General features: G+C 71.9%; 18 protein-coding genes and 2 tRNA genes. 10 read left to right on the forward strand and 10 right to left on the reverse strand.

Annotated features, from left to right (window positions below; genetic code table 11):
* Positions 1-9 precede the first annotated feature (9 nt).
* Both ACFU5K_RS10235 and ACFU5K_RS10240 read right to left on the reverse strand, forming a co-directional pair.
* Positions 10-1,149 (reverse strand): LLM class flavin-dependent oxidoreductase, encoded by a 1,140-nt coding sequence (locus tag ACFU5K_RS10235; protein ID WP_384058791.1) that lies wholly within the window; start codon positions 1,147-1,149, stop codon positions 10-12.
* Between the two features lie 91 nt (positions 1,150-1,240).
* On the reverse strand, positions 1,241-2,005 hold the full coding sequence (locus ACFU5K_RS10240; RefSeq protein WP_384058793.1) for a decarboxylase: 765 nt from the start codon (positions 2,003-2,005) through the stop codon (positions 1,241-1,243).
* A 175-nt stretch (positions 2,006-2,180) separates the two neighbouring features.
* Here ACFU5K_RS10240 and ACFU5K_RS10245 point away from each other — a divergent pair, with 175 nt between their 5' ends.
* The 7 genes from ACFU5K_RS10245 to ACFU5K_RS10275 all read left to right on the forward strand — a co-directional run bounded on the left by ACFU5K_RS10245 (position 2,181) and on the right by ACFU5K_RS10275 (position 7,584).
* A complete protein-coding gene (locus ACFU5K_RS10245) occupies positions 2,181-3,140 on the forward strand; it encodes a D-2-hydroxyacid dehydrogenase (protein ID WP_384058794.1) in 960 nt (319 codons plus the stop codon).
* Between the two features lie 218 nt (positions 3,141-3,358).
* The gene (gene ehuB / locus ACFU5K_RS10250) at positions 3,359-4,261 is read left to right on the forward strand and encodes an ectoine/hydroxyectoine ABC transporter substrate-binding protein EhuB (protein ID WP_384058796.1); all 903 of its coding nucleotides are present in this window, start codon (positions 3,359-3,361) and stop codon (positions 4,259-4,261) included.
* 19 nt (positions 4,262-4,280) lie between these two features.
* Complete coding sequence (ehuC, locus tag ACFU5K_RS10255; RefSeq protein ID WP_384058798.1) at positions 4,281-5,015, forward strand: ectoine/hydroxyectoine ABC transporter permease subunit EhuC; 735 nt, start codon at positions 4,281-4,283, stop codon at positions 5,013-5,015.
* Positions 5,012-5,656 (forward strand): ectoine/hydroxyectoine ABC transporter permease subunit EhuD, encoded by a 645-nt coding sequence (gene ehuD, locus ACFU5K_RS10260; protein WP_384058800.1) that lies wholly within the window; start codon positions 5,012-5,014, stop codon positions 5,654-5,656. The genes ehuC and ehuD overlap by 4 nt, the downstream gene beginning before the upstream one ends.
* Entirely contained in the window at positions 5,646-6,479 is an 834-nt protein-coding gene (gene ehuA / locus ACFU5K_RS10265; RefSeq protein ID WP_384058802.1) for an ectoine/hydroxyectoine ABC transporter ATP-binding protein EhuA, read from the forward strand. The genes ehuD and ehuA overlap by 11 nt, the downstream gene beginning before the upstream one ends.
* Positions 6,480-6,656: 177 nt before the next feature.
* The gene (locus tag ACFU5K_RS10270; protein WP_384058804.1) at positions 6,657-7,415 is read left to right on the forward strand and encodes an IclR family transcriptional regulator; all 759 of its coding nucleotides are present in this window, start codon (positions 6,657-6,659) and stop codon (positions 7,413-7,415) included.
* A 95-nt stretch (positions 7,416-7,510) separates the two neighbouring features.
* Positions 7,511-7,584 (forward strand) — tRNA-Lys (locus tag ACFU5K_RS10275).
* 59 nt (positions 7,585-7,643) lie between these two features.
* Here the strand turns inward: ACFU5K_RS10275 and ACFU5K_RS10280 are convergent.
* The 3 genes from ACFU5K_RS10280 to ACFU5K_RS10290 all read right to left on the reverse strand — a co-directional run bounded on the left by ACFU5K_RS10280 (position 7,644) and on the right by ACFU5K_RS10290 (position 11,862).
* The gene (locus ACFU5K_RS10280) at positions 7,644-8,234 is read right to left on the reverse strand and encodes a lytic polysaccharide monooxygenase (protein WP_384058806.1); all 591 of its coding nucleotides are present in this window, start codon (positions 8,232-8,234) and stop codon (positions 7,644-7,646) included.
* A gap of 168 nt (positions 8,235-8,402) precedes the next feature.
* Entirely contained in the window at positions 8,403-10,538 is a 2,136-nt protein-coding gene (locus tag ACFU5K_RS10285; RefSeq protein WP_384058808.1) for an SPFH domain-containing protein, read from the reverse strand.
* Between the two features lie 37 nt (positions 10,539-10,575).
* Entirely contained in the window at positions 10,576-11,862 is a 1,287-nt protein-coding gene (locus tag ACFU5K_RS10290) for a peptidoglycan-binding protein (RefSeq protein ID WP_384058810.1), read from the reverse strand.
* Positions 11,863-12,032: 170 nt separating this feature from the next.
* Between ACFU5K_RS10290 and ACFU5K_RS10295 the strand changes: the two genes are divergently transcribed.
* A tRNA-Lys gene (locus ACFU5K_RS10295) sits at positions 12,033-12,106 on the forward strand.
* 357 nt (positions 12,107-12,463) lie between these two features.
* On the opposite strand, the gene ACFU5K_RS10300 is transcribed toward ACFU5K_RS10295, so the two are convergent.
* The 5 genes from ACFU5K_RS10300 to ACFU5K_RS10320 all read right to left on the reverse strand — a co-directional run bounded on the left by ACFU5K_RS10300 (position 12,464) and on the right by ACFU5K_RS10320 (position 16,955).
* Positions 12,464-13,138 (reverse strand): class F sortase, encoded by a 675-nt coding sequence (locus ACFU5K_RS10300; protein WP_384058812.1) that lies wholly within the window; start codon positions 13,136-13,138, stop codon positions 12,464-12,466.
* A gap of 1 nt (position 13,139) precedes the next feature.
* Entirely contained in the window at positions 13,140-13,697 is a 558-nt protein-coding gene (locus ACFU5K_RS10305; RefSeq protein WP_384058814.1) for a hypothetical protein, read from the reverse strand.
* 67 nt (positions 13,698-13,764) lie between these two features.
* Complete coding sequence (locus ACFU5K_RS10310) at positions 13,765-14,559, reverse strand: HAD-IIA family hydrolase (RefSeq protein WP_384058816.1); 795 nt, start codon at positions 14,557-14,559, stop codon at positions 13,765-13,767.
* Between the two features lie 142 nt (positions 14,560-14,701).
* The gene (locus ACFU5K_RS10315; RefSeq protein ID WP_384058818.1) at positions 14,702-15,571 is read right to left on the reverse strand and encodes a hypothetical protein; all 870 of its coding nucleotides are present in this window, start codon (positions 15,569-15,571) and stop codon (positions 14,702-14,704) included.
* Between the two features lie 253 nt (positions 15,572-15,824).
* Positions 15,825-16,955, reverse strand: coding sequence for an ROK family protein (locus tag ACFU5K_RS10320; RefSeq protein WP_384058820.1), 1,131 nt, complete (start codon positions 16,953-16,955; stop codon positions 15,825-15,827).
* Positions 16,956-17,011: 56 nt separating this feature from the next.
* On the opposite strand from ACFU5K_RS10320, the gene ACFU5K_RS10325 reads away from it, so the two are divergent.
* Both ACFU5K_RS10325 and ACFU5K_RS10330 read left to right on the forward strand, forming a co-directional pair.
* Positions 17,012-18,115 carry a Gfo/Idh/MocA family oxidoreductase gene (locus tag ACFU5K_RS10325; RefSeq protein ID WP_384058822.1) on the forward strand — a complete coding sequence of 368 codons (1,104 nt, stop codon included), beginning with the start codon at positions 17,012-17,014 and terminating at the stop codon, positions 18,113-18,115.
* Positions 18,112-18,591, forward strand: coding sequence for a heme-degrading domain-containing protein (locus tag ACFU5K_RS10330; protein WP_384058824.1), 480 nt, complete (start codon positions 18,112-18,114; stop codon positions 18,589-18,591). The genes ACFU5K_RS10325 and ACFU5K_RS10330 overlap by 4 nt, the downstream gene beginning before the upstream one ends.
* The last annotated feature ends 41 nt before the right edge of the window (positions 18,592-18,632 follow it).

Below are 18,632 nucleotides of genomic sequence, written 5' to 3' on the forward strand. Positions count from 1 at the left end.
CCGCGGTGGTCAGGCCTTCCCGGGCAGCCCGTAGGCGTCCGCGATCAGCTCGTACGAGCGCAGCCGCGCCTCGCCGCCGTGCGCGTTGGCCGTGATCATGAGCTCGTCCGCGCCGGTGCGCTTGGCCAGGTCGTCCAGGCCGCTGCGGACCGCGTCCGGCGTGCCGTGGACGATGTTCGCCATCCAGCCGTCGACGAACTCGCGCTCCATCGGGCTGAAGTCATGGGCCTCGGCCTCCTCGGGCGTCGGCACCAGGCCCGGGCGGCCGGTGCGCAGCCGGACCATCGACAGGGCGCCGGTCAGCACCTGTCGCCGCGCCTCGCGCTCCTCGTCGGCGGCCAGCGCCGCGACCCCGATGAGGGCGTAGGGCGCGTCGAGCACCGCGGAGGGCCGGAAGGACTCGCGGTACAGGTCGAGGGCGGGCACGGTGTTCCGCGCGGAGAAGTGGTGGGCGAAGGCGAAGGGAAGCCCGAGCACACCCGCCAGCTGGGCGCTGAAGCCGGAGGAACCCAGCAGCCACACCGGAGGCCGGGCGGTCGACTGGACCCCGCCGGGAGAGGTGGCCTGGACGGGGCCGGGTACGGCGTGGATCCGGGCGTACGGGTGGCCGTCGGGGAAGTCGTCGTCCAGGAAGCGGGTCAGCTCGGCCAGCTGCTCCGGGAAATCGTCCCCAAGCTCTCGGCTTCGCTCGAGCAGGGGAGACCCCAATGCGCCCTCCTTGAGCCGGTCCGTACGCCGCAGCGCGGCCGCGGTGGCTCCGTCCGTGCCGGGCGCGCGGCCGAGCCCGAGGTCGACACGGCCGGGTGCCATCGCCTCCAGGGTGCCGAACTGCTCCGCGATGACCAGCGGCGCGTGGTTGGGCAGCATCACACCGCCGGACCCGAGCCGGATGCGCTCGGTGTGCGCGGCCAGGTGCGCCAGGATGACCGCGGGCGAGGAGGACGCCACGCCCGGCATCGAGTGGTGCTCGGCGACCCAGTAGCGGTGGAAGCCGCGCCGCTCGGCGAGCTTCGCGATGTCCACGCTGGTGCGCAGGGCCTGGCTCGCGGTGCGCCCGGCCCCCACGCTCACCAGGTCGAGTACGGAGAGGGGGACGGAGGCCGTCCCGCCCGCGGTGCCGCGAATCTCGTCGCCTCGGTTCTCTTCCACGTGTTCGGCCTCTCCGGTGCTGCGTCTGCGTGTCGGAGGGTACGAACAGGAGGATGGCTCCGTTTATTCCCGCACCGTCAGCTCCCCGCGGCTATTCGCGTACCTCGATGCCCCGCGGCTCGATGGCGCCCACCGGGGGCTCGCGGGTCGCGAAGAGGGTGCCGAGGCCGGGTGCCCAGATGTGGCGTTCGGCGAGCCGGAGTCCCTCCCAGACCGCCACCTGGTTGGCGGTGAGGACCGGCTTGCCGAGGAGTTCCTCCAGCTCGGGGACGAACGCGGCGGTGTGCAGGGCGTTGTCGGGGAGCAGGACCACCTCGGCGTCGGGGTGGTTGCCGGCCACGGCCAGCTCCTTCACCCGGTCCACGTCCGCGGCCGCCGCGTCGGACGCCTTGATGATGCCCGCACCGCGGGTCGAGGTCACCTCCACACCTCCGGCGCCGAGGAATCCGGCGAAGAGCGCCGCGACGTCCTCGGAGTAGGTCGCCGCGACGGCGACCCTGGACGCGCCCAGTTCGCGCACCGCGTGCACGAAGGCGAAGGAGGCGCTGGAGGCGGGGAGCCCCGCCGTCCTGGCCAGCTCCGCGATCTGCTCGTGCGCCCCGTCCCAGCCGAGCACGAAGCTCCCGCCCGAACACGCCCAGACCAGCGACTCGGCGCCGGCCATGCGCAGCTCCTCGACACCGGCGGCCAGGCGGTCAGGCGTACCCGCGTCACGGAGGGACTCGGGCGTGCGGGCGTCCTCGTCGATCTCGGTGTGGAACAGCGGCACCCTGATGTCACTGTCGAGCATGACCTCGATCCGCGGGAAGTCGTCCTCCGCGGAGTGGCCCGGATAAAGAAGTCCTACGGTCGTCATGTCCATCCTTCCGTGTGTCCGGATGTCCTGCCTCCACCGCTGCCCCGGCCTGGGACAAGTATTCCTCTTTTAGGGACATACTGCCGCCCGCAACGTCCGTGACCTGCGGTTTCCTCTGCGGCGCAGTAGGCCGTGTTGACGGGCGTGTGCCCCGGTGCGAGCGTGGTCATTCCTGATGGCAACTCCTGTGATCCTCGTCCTGGACGCCGACCCGCCACCGCGCCTGGGCCGGCTGACCGGCCGCGTCCGTGTCCGCCACGCCGACGCGCGGACGCTCGCGGCGCAGCTGCCACAAGCCGATGTGCTGCTCGTCTGGGACTTCACCTCCGACGCCGTCCGCGATGCGTGGCCGGGCGGGGGTCCGCGCCCCGGCTGGGTGCACACGGCGAGCGCCGGGGTGGACCGGCTCCTGTGTCCGGAGCTGGCCGCGTCGTCCACCGTCGTCACCAACGCCCGGGGCGTCTTCGAGCTGCCGATCGCCGAATACGTCGCGGGTCTGGTGCTCGCCTTCGCGAAGGACCTGCCCGGCACGCTCGCGCTGCAGCGCGAGCACCGGTGGCGTCACCGCGAGACGCGGCGGCTCGCGGGCAGCCGCGCGGTCGTCGTCGGCGCGGGCCCCGTCGGCCGGGAGATCATGCGGCTGCTGCACGGCCTCGGCGTCCGGGTGGCGCTCGTGGGGCGCACGGCACGGCGGTCGATCCACGGCGTCGAGGACCTGGACCGGCTCGCCGCCGGTGCGGACTGGGTGATCTCGGCCGCCCCGCTGACGGAGGCGACGCGCGGGATGTTCGACGCCCGGTTCTTCGGCCTGCTCCAGCCCTCGGCGTACTTCGTGAATGTGGGCCGGGGGCAGCTGACCGTCGAGGACGACCTCGCCGAGGCGCTGCGCAGGCGGTGGATCGCGGGCGCCGCGCTCGACGTGTTCCAGCACGAGCCGCTGGACCCGTCGAGCCCGCTGTGGGACGTGCCGGGCCTGCTGGTGTCCCCGCACATGAGCGGCGACACCGCCGGCTGGCGCGACCGGCTGGGCGAGCAGTTCGTTTCGATGTACGAGCGCTGGGCAACCGGTGAGTCGCTGCCCAACGTGGTGGACATACAGCGTGGTTACGTCCCGTCTCGGGATATTCCACTCTGACATTCCGGCATGACGACCAGTCATGAACGTACCGTCCGACGTCGATACGCCCCGCACACTGACCGTTACCCTCCGCCCCGACGGGACACGGGAAGGTCTCCCTCCGGCCACCGTTCGGTCACATGGACAGCGCTTCCTGCATAGAAGTACCGGACCGGGCAGGTGCTCAGCCTGTCCGGAACGTGTCACACCCCCACTTCTCCAGGAGATTGCGAACCATGGCTGACTTCCCTCACCTGTCCCGCCGGGGCTTCCTCAATCGAACCGCTGCCGTGGGAGGTCTGCTCGTCGTCCCGGGCCTGCTCTCCGCCTGCAGCAAGACCGATGCCGGTGCCGCGGACGGTGAGGGCGCCCTCGACAAGCTCCGCAAGCAGGGCTTCGTCCGCGTCGCGTACGCCAACGAGGCGCCGTACGGCTACATGGAGGGCAACCAGCTCAAAGGGGAGGCGCCCACCCTGCACCGGGAGATATTCAAGGCGCTCGGCGTCGACGAACTGAAGCCCACCCTCTCCGATTGGGACGGGCTGATCCCCGGACTGCAGGCGGGTAAGTACGACGTGGTCAGTGCGGGCATGGCCATCACCCCCGAGCGCTGCGCCAACGCCCTCTTCTCCGAGCCCGAGTTCATCTCCCCCACCGCCCTGATGGTGAAGAAGGGAAACCCGAGGAAACTCACCGACCTCGCGTCCGCGAAGGCCGCCGGGGTCACGGTCGGAGTCATGTCGGGTGCGGTCGAGGCGTCGTACGCCAAGGGCGCGGGCATCCCCGAGGACAGGATCAAGACCCTGCAGAAGCCTCAGGACGGCGCGGACGCCGTGAAGGGCGGCCGGGTCGACGCCTTCCTGCTCACCGGCATCTCGCTGCGCTGGCTGGCGAAGACCAACCCGGCCACCGAGGTCACCGAGGCCTTCGTGCCGGAGCTGGACGGCAAGCAGCAGTTCTCCCCGGGCGGCGCGGTGTTCCGCCAGGGCAACGAGGATCTGCGGGACTCCTTCAACCGCGAGCTGAAGAAGATCGTCTCGGACCGCTCGCGCTATGTGAGCCTGCTGCAGGACTACGGCTTCGGAGCGACCGAGGTCCCGCCTGCCACGCTGAAGACCGCCGACCTGTGCAAGGGCTGACGGGGGCGGACCACACCCTATGAGTGACTTCTTCTCCACCTTCCTCGACGAACTCCCGCAGATCAGATCGGGCTTGTGGGTGACGGTGGAGGCCACCGTCCTCGGCTCGCTGCTCGCGCTGGTGCTGTCGTTCGTCCTCGGCCTGATGGCCGGCAGCCGGCTGCTGCCGGTGCGCGGGGTCTCCCGGACCGTCGTGGAGTTCTTCCGCGGCACCTCGCTCTACGTCCAGCTGTTCTGGTTCTACTACGCGATGCCGCAGCTGACCGGCTACGAACTGACGCCCCTGCTCTGCGGGGTGGTGGCCTTCGGCCTGAACTTCGGCGCCTACGGCTCGGAGGTCGTGCGCGGCGCGGTCAACTCCGTGCCGCGCGCGCAGTACGAGGCGGCCGTGGCGCTGAACATGACCCCGTTCCACCGGATGCGGAAGGTGATCCTGCCCCAGGCCTGGGTGCAGATGATCCCGTCCTTCACCAACCTGCTGATCCAGCTGCTGAAGGCGACGCCCCTGCTGTGGCTGCTCTCCGCGGCCGATCTGATGACGGCGATCGAACACGTCCGCAGCCTGACCGGTGAGAGCCTCACCGCCTACCTCCTGCTGCTGGCCGTCTACTTCGTGCTCGCCTACGCACTGACGCTGCTGATGAACCTGCTGGAGCGGACCGCCAAGCGGCGTCTCGGCCTGCACACCGGTGCGGCGGGTGTGTTCAGGACCCGCAGCGCCGAACCCGCCACGACGGCCGGAGGCACCCGGTGAACCAGACATTCGACTGGGAGGCCGCCCGTGAGGCCCTCCCCCTGCTGCTCGAGGGCTTCCGGGTCACCCTGCTCGCGACCGTGCTCGGCACGCTGGTGGCGGCGGTGCTCGGACTCGCGATCGCGGTCGCCGGACGGGCCCCCTCCCGGCTCGTCACGGTGCCGGTGAAGGCCGTGATGGAGTTCGTCCGGTCGACCCCGCTGCTGGTGCAGCTGGTCGGCGCGGCCGCCGTCTTCACCTCCGTGGAGCCGCTCACGGTCGGCATCGTCGTCCTGGGCATCCACTACGCCACGTACACCTCCGAGGTGTACAGGGCCGGGATCGACGGCGTGCCCAAGGGCCAGTGGGAGGCCTGCCGGGCCCTCTCACTGTCGCCCCGGCGCACCTGGCAGGCGGTGATCCTGCCCCAGGCGGTGCGCAACGTGCTGCCCGCCCTCGGCAACTACGCCGTCTCGATGTTCAAGGAGACCCCCTTCCTGGCCGTGATCACGGTGCAGGAGATGGTCTTCGAGGCCCGGAAGTACGGGGCCGACCACTTCGCGTACACCGAGGCCTGGACGCTCGCGGGTCTGATCTTCCTGGTCGCGAGCTACCCCACCTCGCTGCTGATGAGAAAGCTGGAGAAGCGCCTTGGCCACTGAATCCGCACCCATCGAGGAATCCGCGGACGCGGCTCCGGTCACCGGGACGACCGGTGTGGAGCCGCTGGTCCGCTTCGACAAGGTCGTCAAGCGCTACGGCGACCACGTGGTCCTGGACGAGCTGGACTTCACCGTCCGGCGCGGCGAGCACGTCACGCTGATCGGTCCGAGCGGCTCGGGGAAGACCACGATCCTCCGGCTGCTGATGACGCTGGAGCGGGTCAGCGACGGGGTGATCTGGGTCGACGGCTCGCCGCTGTCCCATGTGCGTACGCCGTCCGGTGCGCTGAAGCCCGCGGGCGAGAAGGACCTGCGCGTGTCCCGGAAGAAGATCGGGATGGTCTTCCAGCAGTTCAACCTCTTCCCCAACATGAGGGTCCTCCAGAACATCACCGAGGCGCCGGTCAACGTCCTCGGGATGGACAAGGACGAGGCGGAGGCGCGGGCCCGGGAGCTGCTGGACCTGGTGGGGCTGGCCGGGAAGACCGACGCCCATCCCTCGCAGCTGTCCGGCGGACAGCAGCAGCGCGTCGCCATCGCCAGGGCACTGGCGATGCGGCCGGAGGTCCTGCTGCTCGACGAGGTGACGTCCGCGCTGGATCCCGAGCTGGTGGCCGGTGTGCTGGATCTGCTGGTCGACATCGCCAGGAACACCAACATCACGATGCTCTGTGTGACCCACGAGATGAACTTCGCCCGGGACGTGTCGGAGAAGGTCCTGATGTTCGACGCGGGAAAGGTCGTGGAGTCCGGTTCGCCGGAGAAGATCTTCTCCGATCCGGAGCACGAACGTACACGCGCATTCCTGAACGCGGTCCTGTGACCTCGCCGTTGCCAGGGTGCGCATGACCGAGTCATATGCCATCGGAGTGCGCCCCTGGCCGGCGGAGCCGGGGCGCACCAATTACTCGTCAACCCCCTCTCCGAACAGGTCTCTTGGCGACTATCGTGGGGCGGGAGCTTGCGGTCACGACCTGGCAGAGGACCTGAGGGGGAACCCGTGGCGTTGAAGCCGGAGCCGAAAGCACCGTTCCATTCGGTGCAGTACGCCCTGCGCGTGCTCGAATCGGTCTCCACGCACGGTGACGGCGTGACCGACGCCCAGCTCTCGCGTGAGACGGGACTGCCCACCGGGCACCTCGCCCCCCTCCTGCTGACCCTGCGCCGTGAGGGATACGTCGAGCAGGTCGCCGACGGGGCGTACGTCATCGGGGCCTCACTCCTGGAACTCGGCTCCGGATCGGCCCGCAGGCTGGCCCTGGAGGCGAAACTCCAGCAGACCCTGGTGCAGCTCCGGGACTCGGTCGGCGCGGCGGTCTACGTCAGCCGGTACGTCGACGGCGAGATCCGCGTGACGCAGGTGGCGGACGGACCGCGCACCCCCGCGGTGAACGAGTGGGTGGACTTCCGCTCGGCGGCGCACGCCAGCGCGATAGGCAAGTGCCTGCTGACGCAGCTCGACCAGAACGGTCGGCGCGACCACCTCTCCCGGCACCGGATCGCGCGGCTGACGTCCCGGACGATCACGAACGAGAAGGTGCTGTTCTCGAAACTGGACAGCCAGCCGGCGACGGTGCCCGTACTCGATCTCCAGGAGTACGCCGTGGGCACCGTCTGCGCCGCGGTCCCCCTGACGGCGGGGTCCTCGGCGGGGTGCCTGGCACTGTCGCTCCCGATCGAGCACGCGCACCGGCTGCGCGCCGCCGCGGCCACGCTGAACCGGCGCGCGGCGCCCGTGCTGCTGTCGCTCGCCCTCTGACCGCGGCCGGATCACGCGCCGCCGCCCTGCCGCCCAGGGCGAAGGCGGGTGTCATCAGCACCCCTGGCGGCCAGGTATTATTTTCGAGTCAGCCGGCGCCGTTAGCTCAGTTGGTTAGAGCAGCTGACTCTTAATCAGCGGGTCCGGGGTTCGAGTCCCTGACGGCGCACAGACACCACCGTGGGCGGTCTCCCTCCGAGGAGACCGCCCACTGTGCGTTGTGCTGGATCAGAACTGCACGTCGGAGCACGCGTAGAACGCGTTGGTGGTGTCCGCGACGTTCCAGACGGCCAGGATGATGTGCTTGCCGGTCTTCTGGGTCGGCATCGAGCCCTGGTGCGTCAGCGTCGCCGGGGGCTGCTGGTTCCCGTACGGCACCGTCATGAAGGGCTGCGACTCCAGGGCGGCCCTGGTGAGCGGTTTGGTGGAGTCCCAGCCGTTCTTGGTGATGTAGTACCGGAAGTCACTCGTGGAGTGGCGGGCCGTGAACTGCCAGCGGAAGCTGTAACCCTGCCCGGAGGTGACCTCGGTGGCGGGCCAGCCGCCACCGCGCGGGTCGTCGAGCTGGGCGAACTGGCTGTTTCCGCCGGAGCAGATCTTGCCGTCCGCAGGTCCTGCCGCCGGGAAGCCCTTGGGTCCCTCGACGCTCTGCGGCTCCCACTGGATGTTGCCGCAGTTGGTGACGGTGCCGTTGGCACAGAGCTTCTGCCGGCTGATGGGTGTGTCCGTGTACCCGTGGCTGCTCGCACTGCCGGTCGCGAACATGGATACGCCGGCTATCGCCAGGCCGATGACGGCGGCGCTTGCCCTTTTCCGCATGCTGTGTCGCTCCTCGAGAACGGGGGGGATGTTCTGGGGATGATCCGAGCCGTGCTGCGCGCATCACTCTTGCGGTCTGGACCAAGTCCAGATTATTGACACGCCATGAACATGTCCAGACCAATGTGGACCGGGTTTCAGCGCACACCGCCGGGCGGGCGGAAGGGATCAGGCCCCCTCGCCGCCGCTTCGGCCGGTGTAGAAAGCCACGGTCAGATCCCTGACCAGTGCCTTGTGTTCGTAGCCGTCGAGCTCGACGATGCCGCGCGCGGTCAGCCGGCCCACGGTGTCGTCCACCGCGTCGACGACGGCGCTGAGGACCCCGTCCCGGTGCTTCGCGTCGATGGCCGCCACCCGGCACCGCTGCATCGCGGCCGCGACCTCGGGTGCGTACTCGATCCCGGTCGGCTGGGCGGAGTACACCTCGATGCCCACGGGGTCGCAGTCCGCCTTCAGCATCCGGGTCAGCGCGTCGCCCACCACCTCCGCGTCGCGCAGGGTGCGGGTGTCCTCGTGGAAGGCGTCGGCCGGGAGCTGCGAGAGCACCCGCGCCAGCGCCGCCTCGACCTGGTCACGCAGATAGCGCTCGTGGTCAGCGACGCCGAGCAAGGCGCGCACCGTGTCCTTCACCCGCCAGACGACGAGGACGACGACCCGCAGCGCGGTGCCGCTCGCGTCCACGGCGGGCAGCGGCTCGCTGCGCCAGTGCCGGAGCCGTACGTCGACGCGGCGCCGCAGCAGGAGCGGGGAGATCCAGAGGAGCCCGGTGCGCCGGACGCTGCCCCGGTAGCCCCCGAAGAGCGTCAGCACCGAGGCGTGCCCGACCCGTCCCCTCCCGAGGCCGCCGAGCGCGAGGAGCACCACGGTCACCAGCAGGGCGATCAGCGCCCAGGCCCAGGTGCCCATACCGTCGTACGGGCGCGCCCCGATCCCGAGCCGGCCCGGCACCGCGGCCGGCAGTACGCCGTGCCACCAGAGCACGGCCAGGCTCGCGACGGTGCCGGCCACGGCGGTGAGCAACGCCGACCAGCCCGGCAGCGCGGGCCCGGGCCGCTCTGCGAGGCGCGGGTCGGCGAGCGGTGCGGGCCGGCCGGACCTCCGCATCTGCGGCGAGCGCGGCATCGGCGGGCGCCGCACACCGGACCGCTGTGTGCCGCCCGTCGCGGCATGGCCGCCGCCGTGACCGTCGTCGCGGAAGAGCAGGTGGACGGGGATGGGCGCCGTCGTCTCGGTACTGATGACGGGATGCCGGCGCCCCGCACCCCACCAGGCGACGGGGTCCGCGGCCCCCACCGTCATCGTCACCGGGGCGCGGACCTCCTCGCCCTGCCGGGCAGCGTCCTCGGACAGCAGGGCGGCATCACCGTACGGCGCGTACGGGCCCTCGGGAGACCCGGCGAGAATCACCGTGTCCGGAGCGGGCACCGGCTCGGCCTCCAGGCTCACCACCTCCGCAGCGGTCGCCTCCTGCGCCGGCTCGGCATCCGTCACCACGACGGCCGCGGAATCCCCGTCGGGCGCGGGCAGGGCATCGGCCACCGGTACGTCGTCCGGCACCGGTACGACATCCACCGCCGGGTGCGGCACCGGCACGCCCGCCTCGGGCGCGTCCTGCAGCGGTTCGGCCTCGCACGCCGGCGCCGGGTCCGACGAGCGCCGCGCTCCCCAGGCCGGCCACCTCTCGCCCAGCGGCCCGCCCCACCTCGGCTGCGGATCCCCCGCGGGCCCCGCTCCCCACCTGGGCTTCAAACGTCCCTGCGGCTCAGCTGCCACGTCCGCCACCGGGCCCACGACCGGCCTGGACTCCACCACCGGCCCCGAACCCCACCGGGGCTTCACCTTCGGTGCCGGCTCGTCGTGCGGGGCCGGCACCAGGTCGAGTGCGGGGCCGAGGTCCAGGTGGGCGCCGCCCGAACCTCTGCCCACCCCCGCCACCGCGTCCAGCGCGGGCCCCAGGTCGGCCGGGATGTCCTCGACGTCCACCGTCGTGCAGCCGGCCTCACCAGGGGCCGCGCCGAACCCCCAGGCGGACTCCGGCGCGTCCGGCTTCTCCCGTACCTGTTCGGGCACGGGTGCCGGTGCGGGTTCCGCCGCCGCCGGGCCCCGCTCCGCCGCCGGCGACGCACCGCAGGGCGTGTTCTCCGTCACCCGAGGGACGTCGATTCGCGCGTCAGCCTCCGCAGACTGTGTACCGCCCGGTGTCCCGGCCGCCGGATCACCCGGGACGGGTCCGGGCAGGACAGCCCGCGCGGCCCTCTCACCCAGCTCGTCCCACTCGCCCCGTACGTTCTCCGTGGATCGCATTCCCGCTCCCGTCATGTCCGTTCCGTCACCTCAGCCGTCACGCGAAGAGCCGGCGCCATGTCTCCGGCCCCGGGTATCCGTCCGCCGCGCCGCCGCTCCAGCCCTGGGCCCGCTGGAACGCCTCGACGTTGCGGCGGTCCGCCTCCGTCCAGTCCGGCCCGGGGCCCGTGGCGTAGTGCTTGCCATATCCCTTCTTCACCAGGCGTGTGCCGAGCTTCTGGATGTGGGCGTTGGACCGGCCGGGGGCGAAGAAGCTCCGGCCCGGGTACGCATCGGTCCCACTGGGTCTGCCGCCGGCTCCTTCGGCGGGGATCCTCTTGCCCGTGCCGGCGAGCAGCAGCCGCCAGGTGTGCGGGCCGGGGACGCCGTCGGCCTCCTTGCCCTTCCACCCCTGCGCCAACTGGAACGCCTGCGTCGCCCGCTTGTCCGCGTCGCCCCAGCGCGGCCCCGCGCCCTGCTTGTAGAAGCGCTTGCCGCCCTGGGCGATGAGCAGCGTGCCGAGCCGTGTCACCTGGGCGTTGTCGGCGCCCGGGCCGAACTTCCCCGCGCCGGGGAACGCGGTCGCGGACCCGCCGTCGCTGGAGCCGCTGACGATGCCCTTGTAGCGGTAGGCCACGTACTTGGAGGAGTTGCTCCAGTACGCCATCGGCGTCGTCGCCTTCCGCGCGTTCGGGCGCGTCAGCTCGTAGGCCACGTAGTGGCTGTGCGTGTGGTCGCTCCAGCCGCCGAAGACCGTGACGTGGGAGCCGACCGCGGGGTCGGCCAGGTTGTGGAAGAGGAGGATGTCACCGGGCTGCAGGTCGGCCCGGGCGATCTTCGTGCCGAAGGTGGCGAGGCTGCCGGTCCATTCGTTGCTGCCGAGGTCCCAGGCCATCGACACGAAGCCGGAGCAGTCCTGCCGGTACCCGTCCGACCAGTACGCCTCCATGTCGTACGGGACGTTCGCGGTCACCCACTTCTTGGCCCGGTTGATGATGTCGGCGCGGGTCGTGGTGCGCTGGGACGTGCCGGGGGCGGAGGGCGGCCCGGGGACTCCGCCGCTGTTCAGGGGCCCCACCGATCCCTGCGGGGTGACCGGCTGCGGATCGGCCGACGCATCGGCCAGGGTGTCCCGGCCCGCGGCGACCGCGGCGGCCTCGTCCGCCCCGCAGGACAGGACCATGCCCGCCGCGGTGACGAGCACCAGGGCCCGTCGCACACCGTGCGCCGCGGGATGACCTCCGTACCGTACGGGCAGCGTGGCGGCCTTACGCCGTCCCTGGGCACACCCCGCGCATCCGCAGTCGGGGGCGGGTTGGTACTCCTCGAAGACCGGCACAGACATGCGACTACTCCTCTTCCCTCGGCAGTCGTCCAGAGCTTCCGCGACTCAACTTTCCCGGCATAACTCATGTTGACCGACTAAAGGGACAAAACGACCATGCGACAGGCCGAGGGGTCAGGAATTGGTCAGGAGCACCCCCGCCCATCGGGTAAAGTTCTCCAGGTCAGCAGGCGCCGTTAGCTCAGTTGGTTAGAGCAGCTGACTCTTAATCAGCGGGTCCGGGGTTCGAGTCCCTGACGGCGCACGCAACAGCAAGGCCCCTTCACTCAGCGTGAAGGGGCCTTGCTCATGTTTCCGTTCGGCGCGGGGCGCCCCCAGGGCGCATGCGGCCACCCCCACGTACTGCCCGTCGGGTCCGTCCATGCACAGCGATCCGGACGCCGGACGCTCCCGTCCGGATCCGGACAACCTGCCAGAAAATCACTGGGCCGTGCGGGGCGGTCGGCCTACAGTGTCGGCACGAACGGCCCGACCTCCCACGCAGCCGGGTCACTCCCGCGGCCGGGACGGCGTGGTGGAGGACCGGCCCGGTCGGCGGCTCCGAGGGGTAGCGGGCGCCGGCCGGGCCGGGTCGGCTCCGGGCTTGCGGACACCGGACCTCTCAGGCGCGGCTCTTCCGGCCGCTCTTCTCGTCCGTCAGGTAGGCCGAGACGACGACGTTGGCCGTGTACGCGTGCGCCTCGTGGTCGTACGTCCCGCCGCAGGTGATCAGGCGGAGCTCGGCCCGCCCGTCCTCACGCGGCCCGTACGCCTTCTGCGCGTCGAAGCGCTCCCGGGTGAAGACCTGGACGTCGTCGATGGTGAATTCGGCGACCTTCCCGTCGGACCGGCTCACCCGGACCTTCTCGCCGGGCCGGGCCGCGCTGAGTCCGTAGAAGACGGCCGGCTTCGTCTCGGTGTCCACGTGGCCCACGAAGATCGCGGCGCCCTCGGCCCCGGGCTCGGTACCGTCGGCGTACCAGCCGACGTCCTTCGGTGCGGCGAACGGGGGTGGCTCGATCGCCCCTTCGCCGTCCAGGCCTCGCCGCACGATGTCCGCGTCGATCCCGACGGAGGGGATCTCGACCCGTTGCGGCGCGGCCCCGTCGAGGGGGTCGTGGGCCGGGGGCAGCGGGACGCCCAGGGGGCGTCCGACCGCGGCGACGTCGCCGGTCGTGGGGGCGGAGTTCCCGGCGGTGGCCGCGCGGCCCCACAGCCACAGTCCCAGCAGGAGTACGGCCCATGCGACACCGGTGAGCAGGCGTCCGGTTCCGGCGGGGCGTTCCGTGGCGGTCATGTCAGTGCTGCGCCGGACGGCGGCGGCGCGTGCTGCGGAACGCGACGGCCACGGCGGCGACGGCGCCGAGTCCGAGTCCGATCACCGCGTGCCGGGTGCCGGGGCCCTCGGACGCGGCCTTCTCGGCGAGTGCGGCGGCGCCTCCGCCGCCGGCCCGGACGGGGGCGACGGGCGAGGGGCGGCTGTGGTGCAGGACCGTGACCGTGCCGGTGGCCTTGCCGTGGCCGTCCTTGCAGGTCACCCAGATCTCGTAGTCGTCGGGCGCGGCGTCGGAGCGGATCCGGGCCGTCGCGAAGAGGCCCTTCCCTCCGGCCGGGGCGAAGTGCGCCTCGGAGGCGAACGCCTCGGAGTTGCCCCGGGCCGACCTGCCCTTGCCGCAGACGTCGACCCAGAGCTCCACCTCCCCGCCCGGGGAGACGCGGGACGGGTCGACGGAGACCGTGCCGGAGCGCTTCTCCCTGGAGTCGTCGGCTTTCGACTCGGCCAGGGCGGCGGACGCGGGAAGGGCTATCGTCGCGGCCGCGACTGCGGCACAGAACGTGATGGGCAGTGAACGCATCGTAAACCTCCTGATAGGAAGGTTCACGCGTGGGGCCGCATCCCGCATCCGCAGTCGGCCGGTCGGGTTACGGCAGCGGGAGGTCCACCAGGTCGACCAGGTCGGCGATCGAGTCGACGACCGTGGACGGCCGGAAGGGATAGCGGTCGACGTCCGCCATGGTGGTGAGACCGGTGAGGACCAGGAAGGTCTTCATCCCCGCCTCCAGACCGGCGAGCACGTCGGTGTCCATCCGGTCGCCGATCATGGCCGAGGTCTCGGAGTGCGCGCCGATGGCGTTGAGGCCGGTCCTCATCATCAGCGGGTTGGGCTTGCCGGCGAAGTACGGCGCCTTGCCCGTGGCCTTGGTGATCAGCGCGGCGACCGAGCCGGTCGCGGGGAGCGGGCCCTCGGCGGACGGGCCGGTCTCGTCCGGGTTGGTGCAGATGAAGCGGGCGCCGTCGTTGATCAGCCGGATCGCCTTGGTGAGCGCCTCGAAGCTGTAGTTGCGGGTCTCGCCGAGGACGACGTAGTCGGGCTCGTGGTCGGTGAGGACGTAGCCGATGTCGTGCAGCGCGGTGGTGAGCCCGGCCTCGCCGATGACGTACGCCGTGCCACGCGGCCGCTGGTCGTCCAGGAACTGGGCGGTGGCCAGGGCGGAGGTCCAGATGTTCTCCACGGGCACGTCCAGGCCCATGCGCTTGAGGCGCGCGTGCAGGTCGCGGGCGGTGTAGATGGAGTTGTTGGTGAGGACCAGGAAGGGCAGACCGGAGTCCCGTAGCCGCGTGATGAAGGCGTCGGCGCCGGGGATCGGTGTGCCCTCGTGGATGAGGACACCGTCCATGTCGGTCAGCCAGGATTCGATCGGCTTGCGCTCTGCCATGTGACGGGCTCCTGCCGTAGGCGCTGTGCGCTCGGGGTGCTGGACGCCGGCGGCACCGCGCTGTGCAGCGCCGACGTCCCGATTTTAGGCTGCCCGCTCCGCCGGAAGGAACCGTTTGATCAGGGGGGACCTCCGGTAGGGATCACCGGCGGACCGCCCGCAGCCGTCGCGCGAGGACCATGGCCGCGCCTCCCGCGAGGACGAGCGCCCCGGCGGCGAGACCGGCAGGGAGCGCCCGCGCGTGGCCGGTGCGGGCGAGTTCGGGCAGCTGGTCGCCCGTCCCCTCGCGCTTGCCCTGGGTGTCCGCGGGCGCCTCGGTGCCGCCGTCGACGACGGCGAAGGTGTACGCCGCCGACTCCCCCACCCATTCGCCGTCGGCGGGCTCGCCCTCGGCCCCCGGGTCGTCCTGGGCGGTGCGCCGCTGGACGATGGCCGCGTGGGCCGTGACCTTGCCCGGCAGGGTGTCCGAGGTGAAGGCCATCCGGACTTCGACGGTGACCGTGCTCTTCGCCGGGACGGTGAAGCCGGGGAAGTCGTCGCCCTGCTCCCCGCTGCCGAAGACGCCGATCTGCTCGTCGCGGTCGGTGGACTCCCAGCTCACCCGGTGTTCCTCGTCGGGGTGGGCGCGCTCGGTGAACTCCAGCTGGATCTGTTCGGCCGTCAGCTTCCGTTCCTCGTCGGTGAGCACCAGGACCGGGTGGATGGAGCGGCACGCCTCGGCCGTGGTGTTGGTCAGGTCGAGGTACCAGGTCCCGTAGCCGCCGCCGGAGGCGTAGGTGTCGGGGCCGCCGTGGATCCGGGTCTCGATGGGGAAGTCCTCGGCATGCGGATCGCCGCACCCGGGCAGGTCGGGCCCGGCGACCACGGCGCCGGTCGCGGCGGGCGCCGTGACCGGGATGGCGATGGCGGCCGGCACACCGAGGAGGCCGGCCGGGACGACGAGGCCCGCGGCCAGTCCGAGCCGGGTGAGGGCGCGGCCGTCGCGCAGTCGTGCGGGTGGTCTGGTGGGCATAGGGGGTCACCCTTTGCTGCTCGCGAACGTTCGGGGCGGAGGGGCCACCGGCCGCTGCGGCGACGCTGTCGTGCACGGCCGGACGCCGGAACCGTCACCCGCGTGTCAGTGCCCGACGCTGCCACGCGGGCACGGGGGGAGCCACCCGTGGACGACGTACACCGCCCGTTCGGGCGTCGAAGTCCGCCCGACCGGCGGCGTGGGAGGGGGCGGTACGAACCTCGTTCCGGCACCCCGCACGCTCCGCCTCGGTTCAGGCGGGTGCGCCGCCGTCCTCCCCGGCCCGGCCCAAGAGCGGGGCGAGGACCAGGTGCGCGGCTCCCTCGGCGACCGGGCGGTCGCCGCCGCCGGCCACGGTGACGGGTACGGGGGTGCCCGTGCCCTCCCGCCGGGCGCGCTCCTCGATGACCGCGCGGACCCCGTTCACGTAGGCGTCCTCGTCGGCGGCGACCGTACGGCCGCCGAGGACGACCCGGTCGATGTCGAGCAGCCCGACGAGGTTGGCGGCTCCCGCGCCGAGGACCCGGGCCGCTTCGGCGACGTCCCCGCGGGCTGCGGCGGCGAGGCAGAGGGCTTCGATGCAGCCGCGCCCGCCGCAGTCGCACGGCGGACCGTCCAGCTGCAGGGTCTGGTGCCCGAACTCGCCCGCACCGGTACGCGCTCCGCGGTGCACCGTCCCGCCGAGGACGAGCCCGGCGCCGAGGCCGGTGCCCAGGTGGAGATAGGCGAAGTCGGCGTCGGCGGGTTCGCGCAGGGCGAGGCCGAGCGCGGCGGCGTTGGTGTCCTTGTCGACGACGACGGGCAGCCCCGTGTGCTCGGCGAGGGCGTCGCGCAGCGGGTACCCGTCCCACCGGGGGAAGCCCGTGACCCGGTGCAGCACGCCCTCGCGGTGGTCCAGCGGGCCGGGGAGCGCCGCGCCCACGCCGAAGACCCGTCGGTCCTCGGTCCGGGGGACGTCCGCACGTACCGTCTGCACCGCGCGGGCCGCCGTCGCCAGGACATCGGGGGCGGGGGCTCCGAGGCCGAGCGGGAAGGTGCGGATCGCCACCGTCGTGCCGGCCAGGTCGGCCAGGACCGCGGTGAGTTCGTCGCGGTCCAGGTGCAGTCCGACCGCGTATCCGGCGTCGGGGACGAGCCGCAGCACGGTGCGGGGCTTGCCACCGGTTGAGGCGAGGCGGCCGGCTTCGGCGGCGAGGCCCTCCGACCGCAGTCTGGCGGTGATCTTGCTGACGGCCTGCGGGGTGAGTCCGGTGCGCTCGGCGAGCTCCAGCCTGCTGATGCCCTGCTCACCGGCGGTGCGCAGCAGGTCGAGCACGAGCGAGGCGTTGTGGTGGCGCAGGGCCGGCAGGTTCGCCCCGCCGTTCCTGCTGCTGCTCCTGTTCACCGCACCATTGTGCCTATCGCTTGCACTTTGGCAACAGCGTTGCTTAAGTGGTTCGCATGACTGCCCTCGCTCCTCTCCGCGTCGGGCTCGTCGGCTACGGCCTGGCGGGTTCCGTCTTCCACGCCCCGCTGGTCTCCGCGACCGAGGGCCTCGTCCTCGACACGGTCGTCACCTCCAGCGAGGAACGCCGGGCCCAGGCCCGCGCCGAGTTCCCCGACGTACGGTTCGCGGCCTCGCCCGACGAGTTGTGGCCGCGCGCGGACGAGCTGGAACTGGTCGTGATCGCGTCGCCGAACAGGACGCACGTGCCGCTCGCGAGGGCGGCGCTGGAGGCGGGTATTGCGGTGGTCGTGGACAAGCCGATCGCCGGCACCGCCGCCGAGGCCCGCGAGCTGGCAGCGCTGGCAGCGGAGCGTGGGCTCCTGCTCTCCGTCTTCCAGAACCGCCGCTGGGACAACGACTTCCTCACGCTGGCCGCCCTGATCGAGAACGGCGAGCTCGGCGACGTACAGCGCTTCGAGTCCCGTTTCGAGCGGTGGCGGCCGCACCTGAAGGGCGGCTGGCGCGAGTCGGGTGATCCGGAGGAGATCGGCGGGCTGCTGTACGACCTGGGCAGCCATGTGGCCGACCAGGCCCTGACGCTGTTCGGGCCCGCGGTCCAGGTGTACGCCGAGTCCGATGCGCGCCGCCCGGGCGCCGCCGCGGACGACGACACCTTCATCGCCATCACCCACGCGAACGGTGTCCGCTCGCATCTGTACGCCAGTGCCACCACGGCCCAGCTCGGCCCGCGCTTCCGGGTGCTCGGCTCGAAGACGGGTTACGTGAAGTACGGCCTGGACCCGCAGGAGGCCGCCCTCCGCGAGGGTCATCGTCCGCGGGCAGGGGCGCCGTGGGGCGAGGAGCCGGCCGAGCTGTGGGGCCGGATCGGTTCGGGCGAGTCCCCGCTGACCGGTGGCGGCGATCCCGTCCCCACCCTGCCGGGCGACTATCCCGCGTACTACGCCGCGATCGCCGCAGCCCTGCGCGGCAAGGGCGAGAACCCGGTGACGGCCGTGCAGGCAGCGGCCACGCTGGAGGTCCTCGAGGCCGCGCGGCGCTCCGCGCGCGAGGGCACGTCCGTCACTCTCACCCCCCACCACGAGGAGCGGCACGCATGAACCCCGGTGCTCCGACCATCTCCGAGCTGATCGCGCAGGAGCGCCGTCTGACGCTCGCGCACTTCGGTTATGACGACGCGTACGCTCTGGGCGGCCTGCTGGTGACGCTGGCCCGTGAACGGCACGCGCCCGTCGCCATCGACATCCGGCGCGGCGGCCAGCAGATGTTCCATGCCGCGCTGCCCGGTTCGAGCGCGGACAACGACGCCTGGATCGACCGCAAGCGCAGGGTGGTGGAGCGGTACGGCGAGAGCTCCTACCTCGTCGGCACGCGTTTCCGCGCCAAGGGCACCACCTTCGAGGACTCCTCCCGGCTGGATCCGGACGTCTACGCCGCACACGGCGGGTCGTTCCCGATCGCGGTGGAGGGCGCGGGCGTGATCGGCGCGGTCACCGTCTCGGGCCTCCCGCAGGCCGAGGACCACGCGCTGGTGGTGGAGGCGCTGGAACGCTTCACCGCAGGGCCCCAGGCCTGAGGGTCGACGTAACGCGAACGGCCGCCGGGGCGTCCCGGCGG

The sequence above is a fragment of the Streptomyces sp. NPDC057428 genome, from assembly GCF_042803195.1.
Taxonomy (GTDB): domain Bacteria; phylum Actinomycetota; class Actinomycetes; order Streptomycetales; family Streptomycetaceae; genus Streptomyces.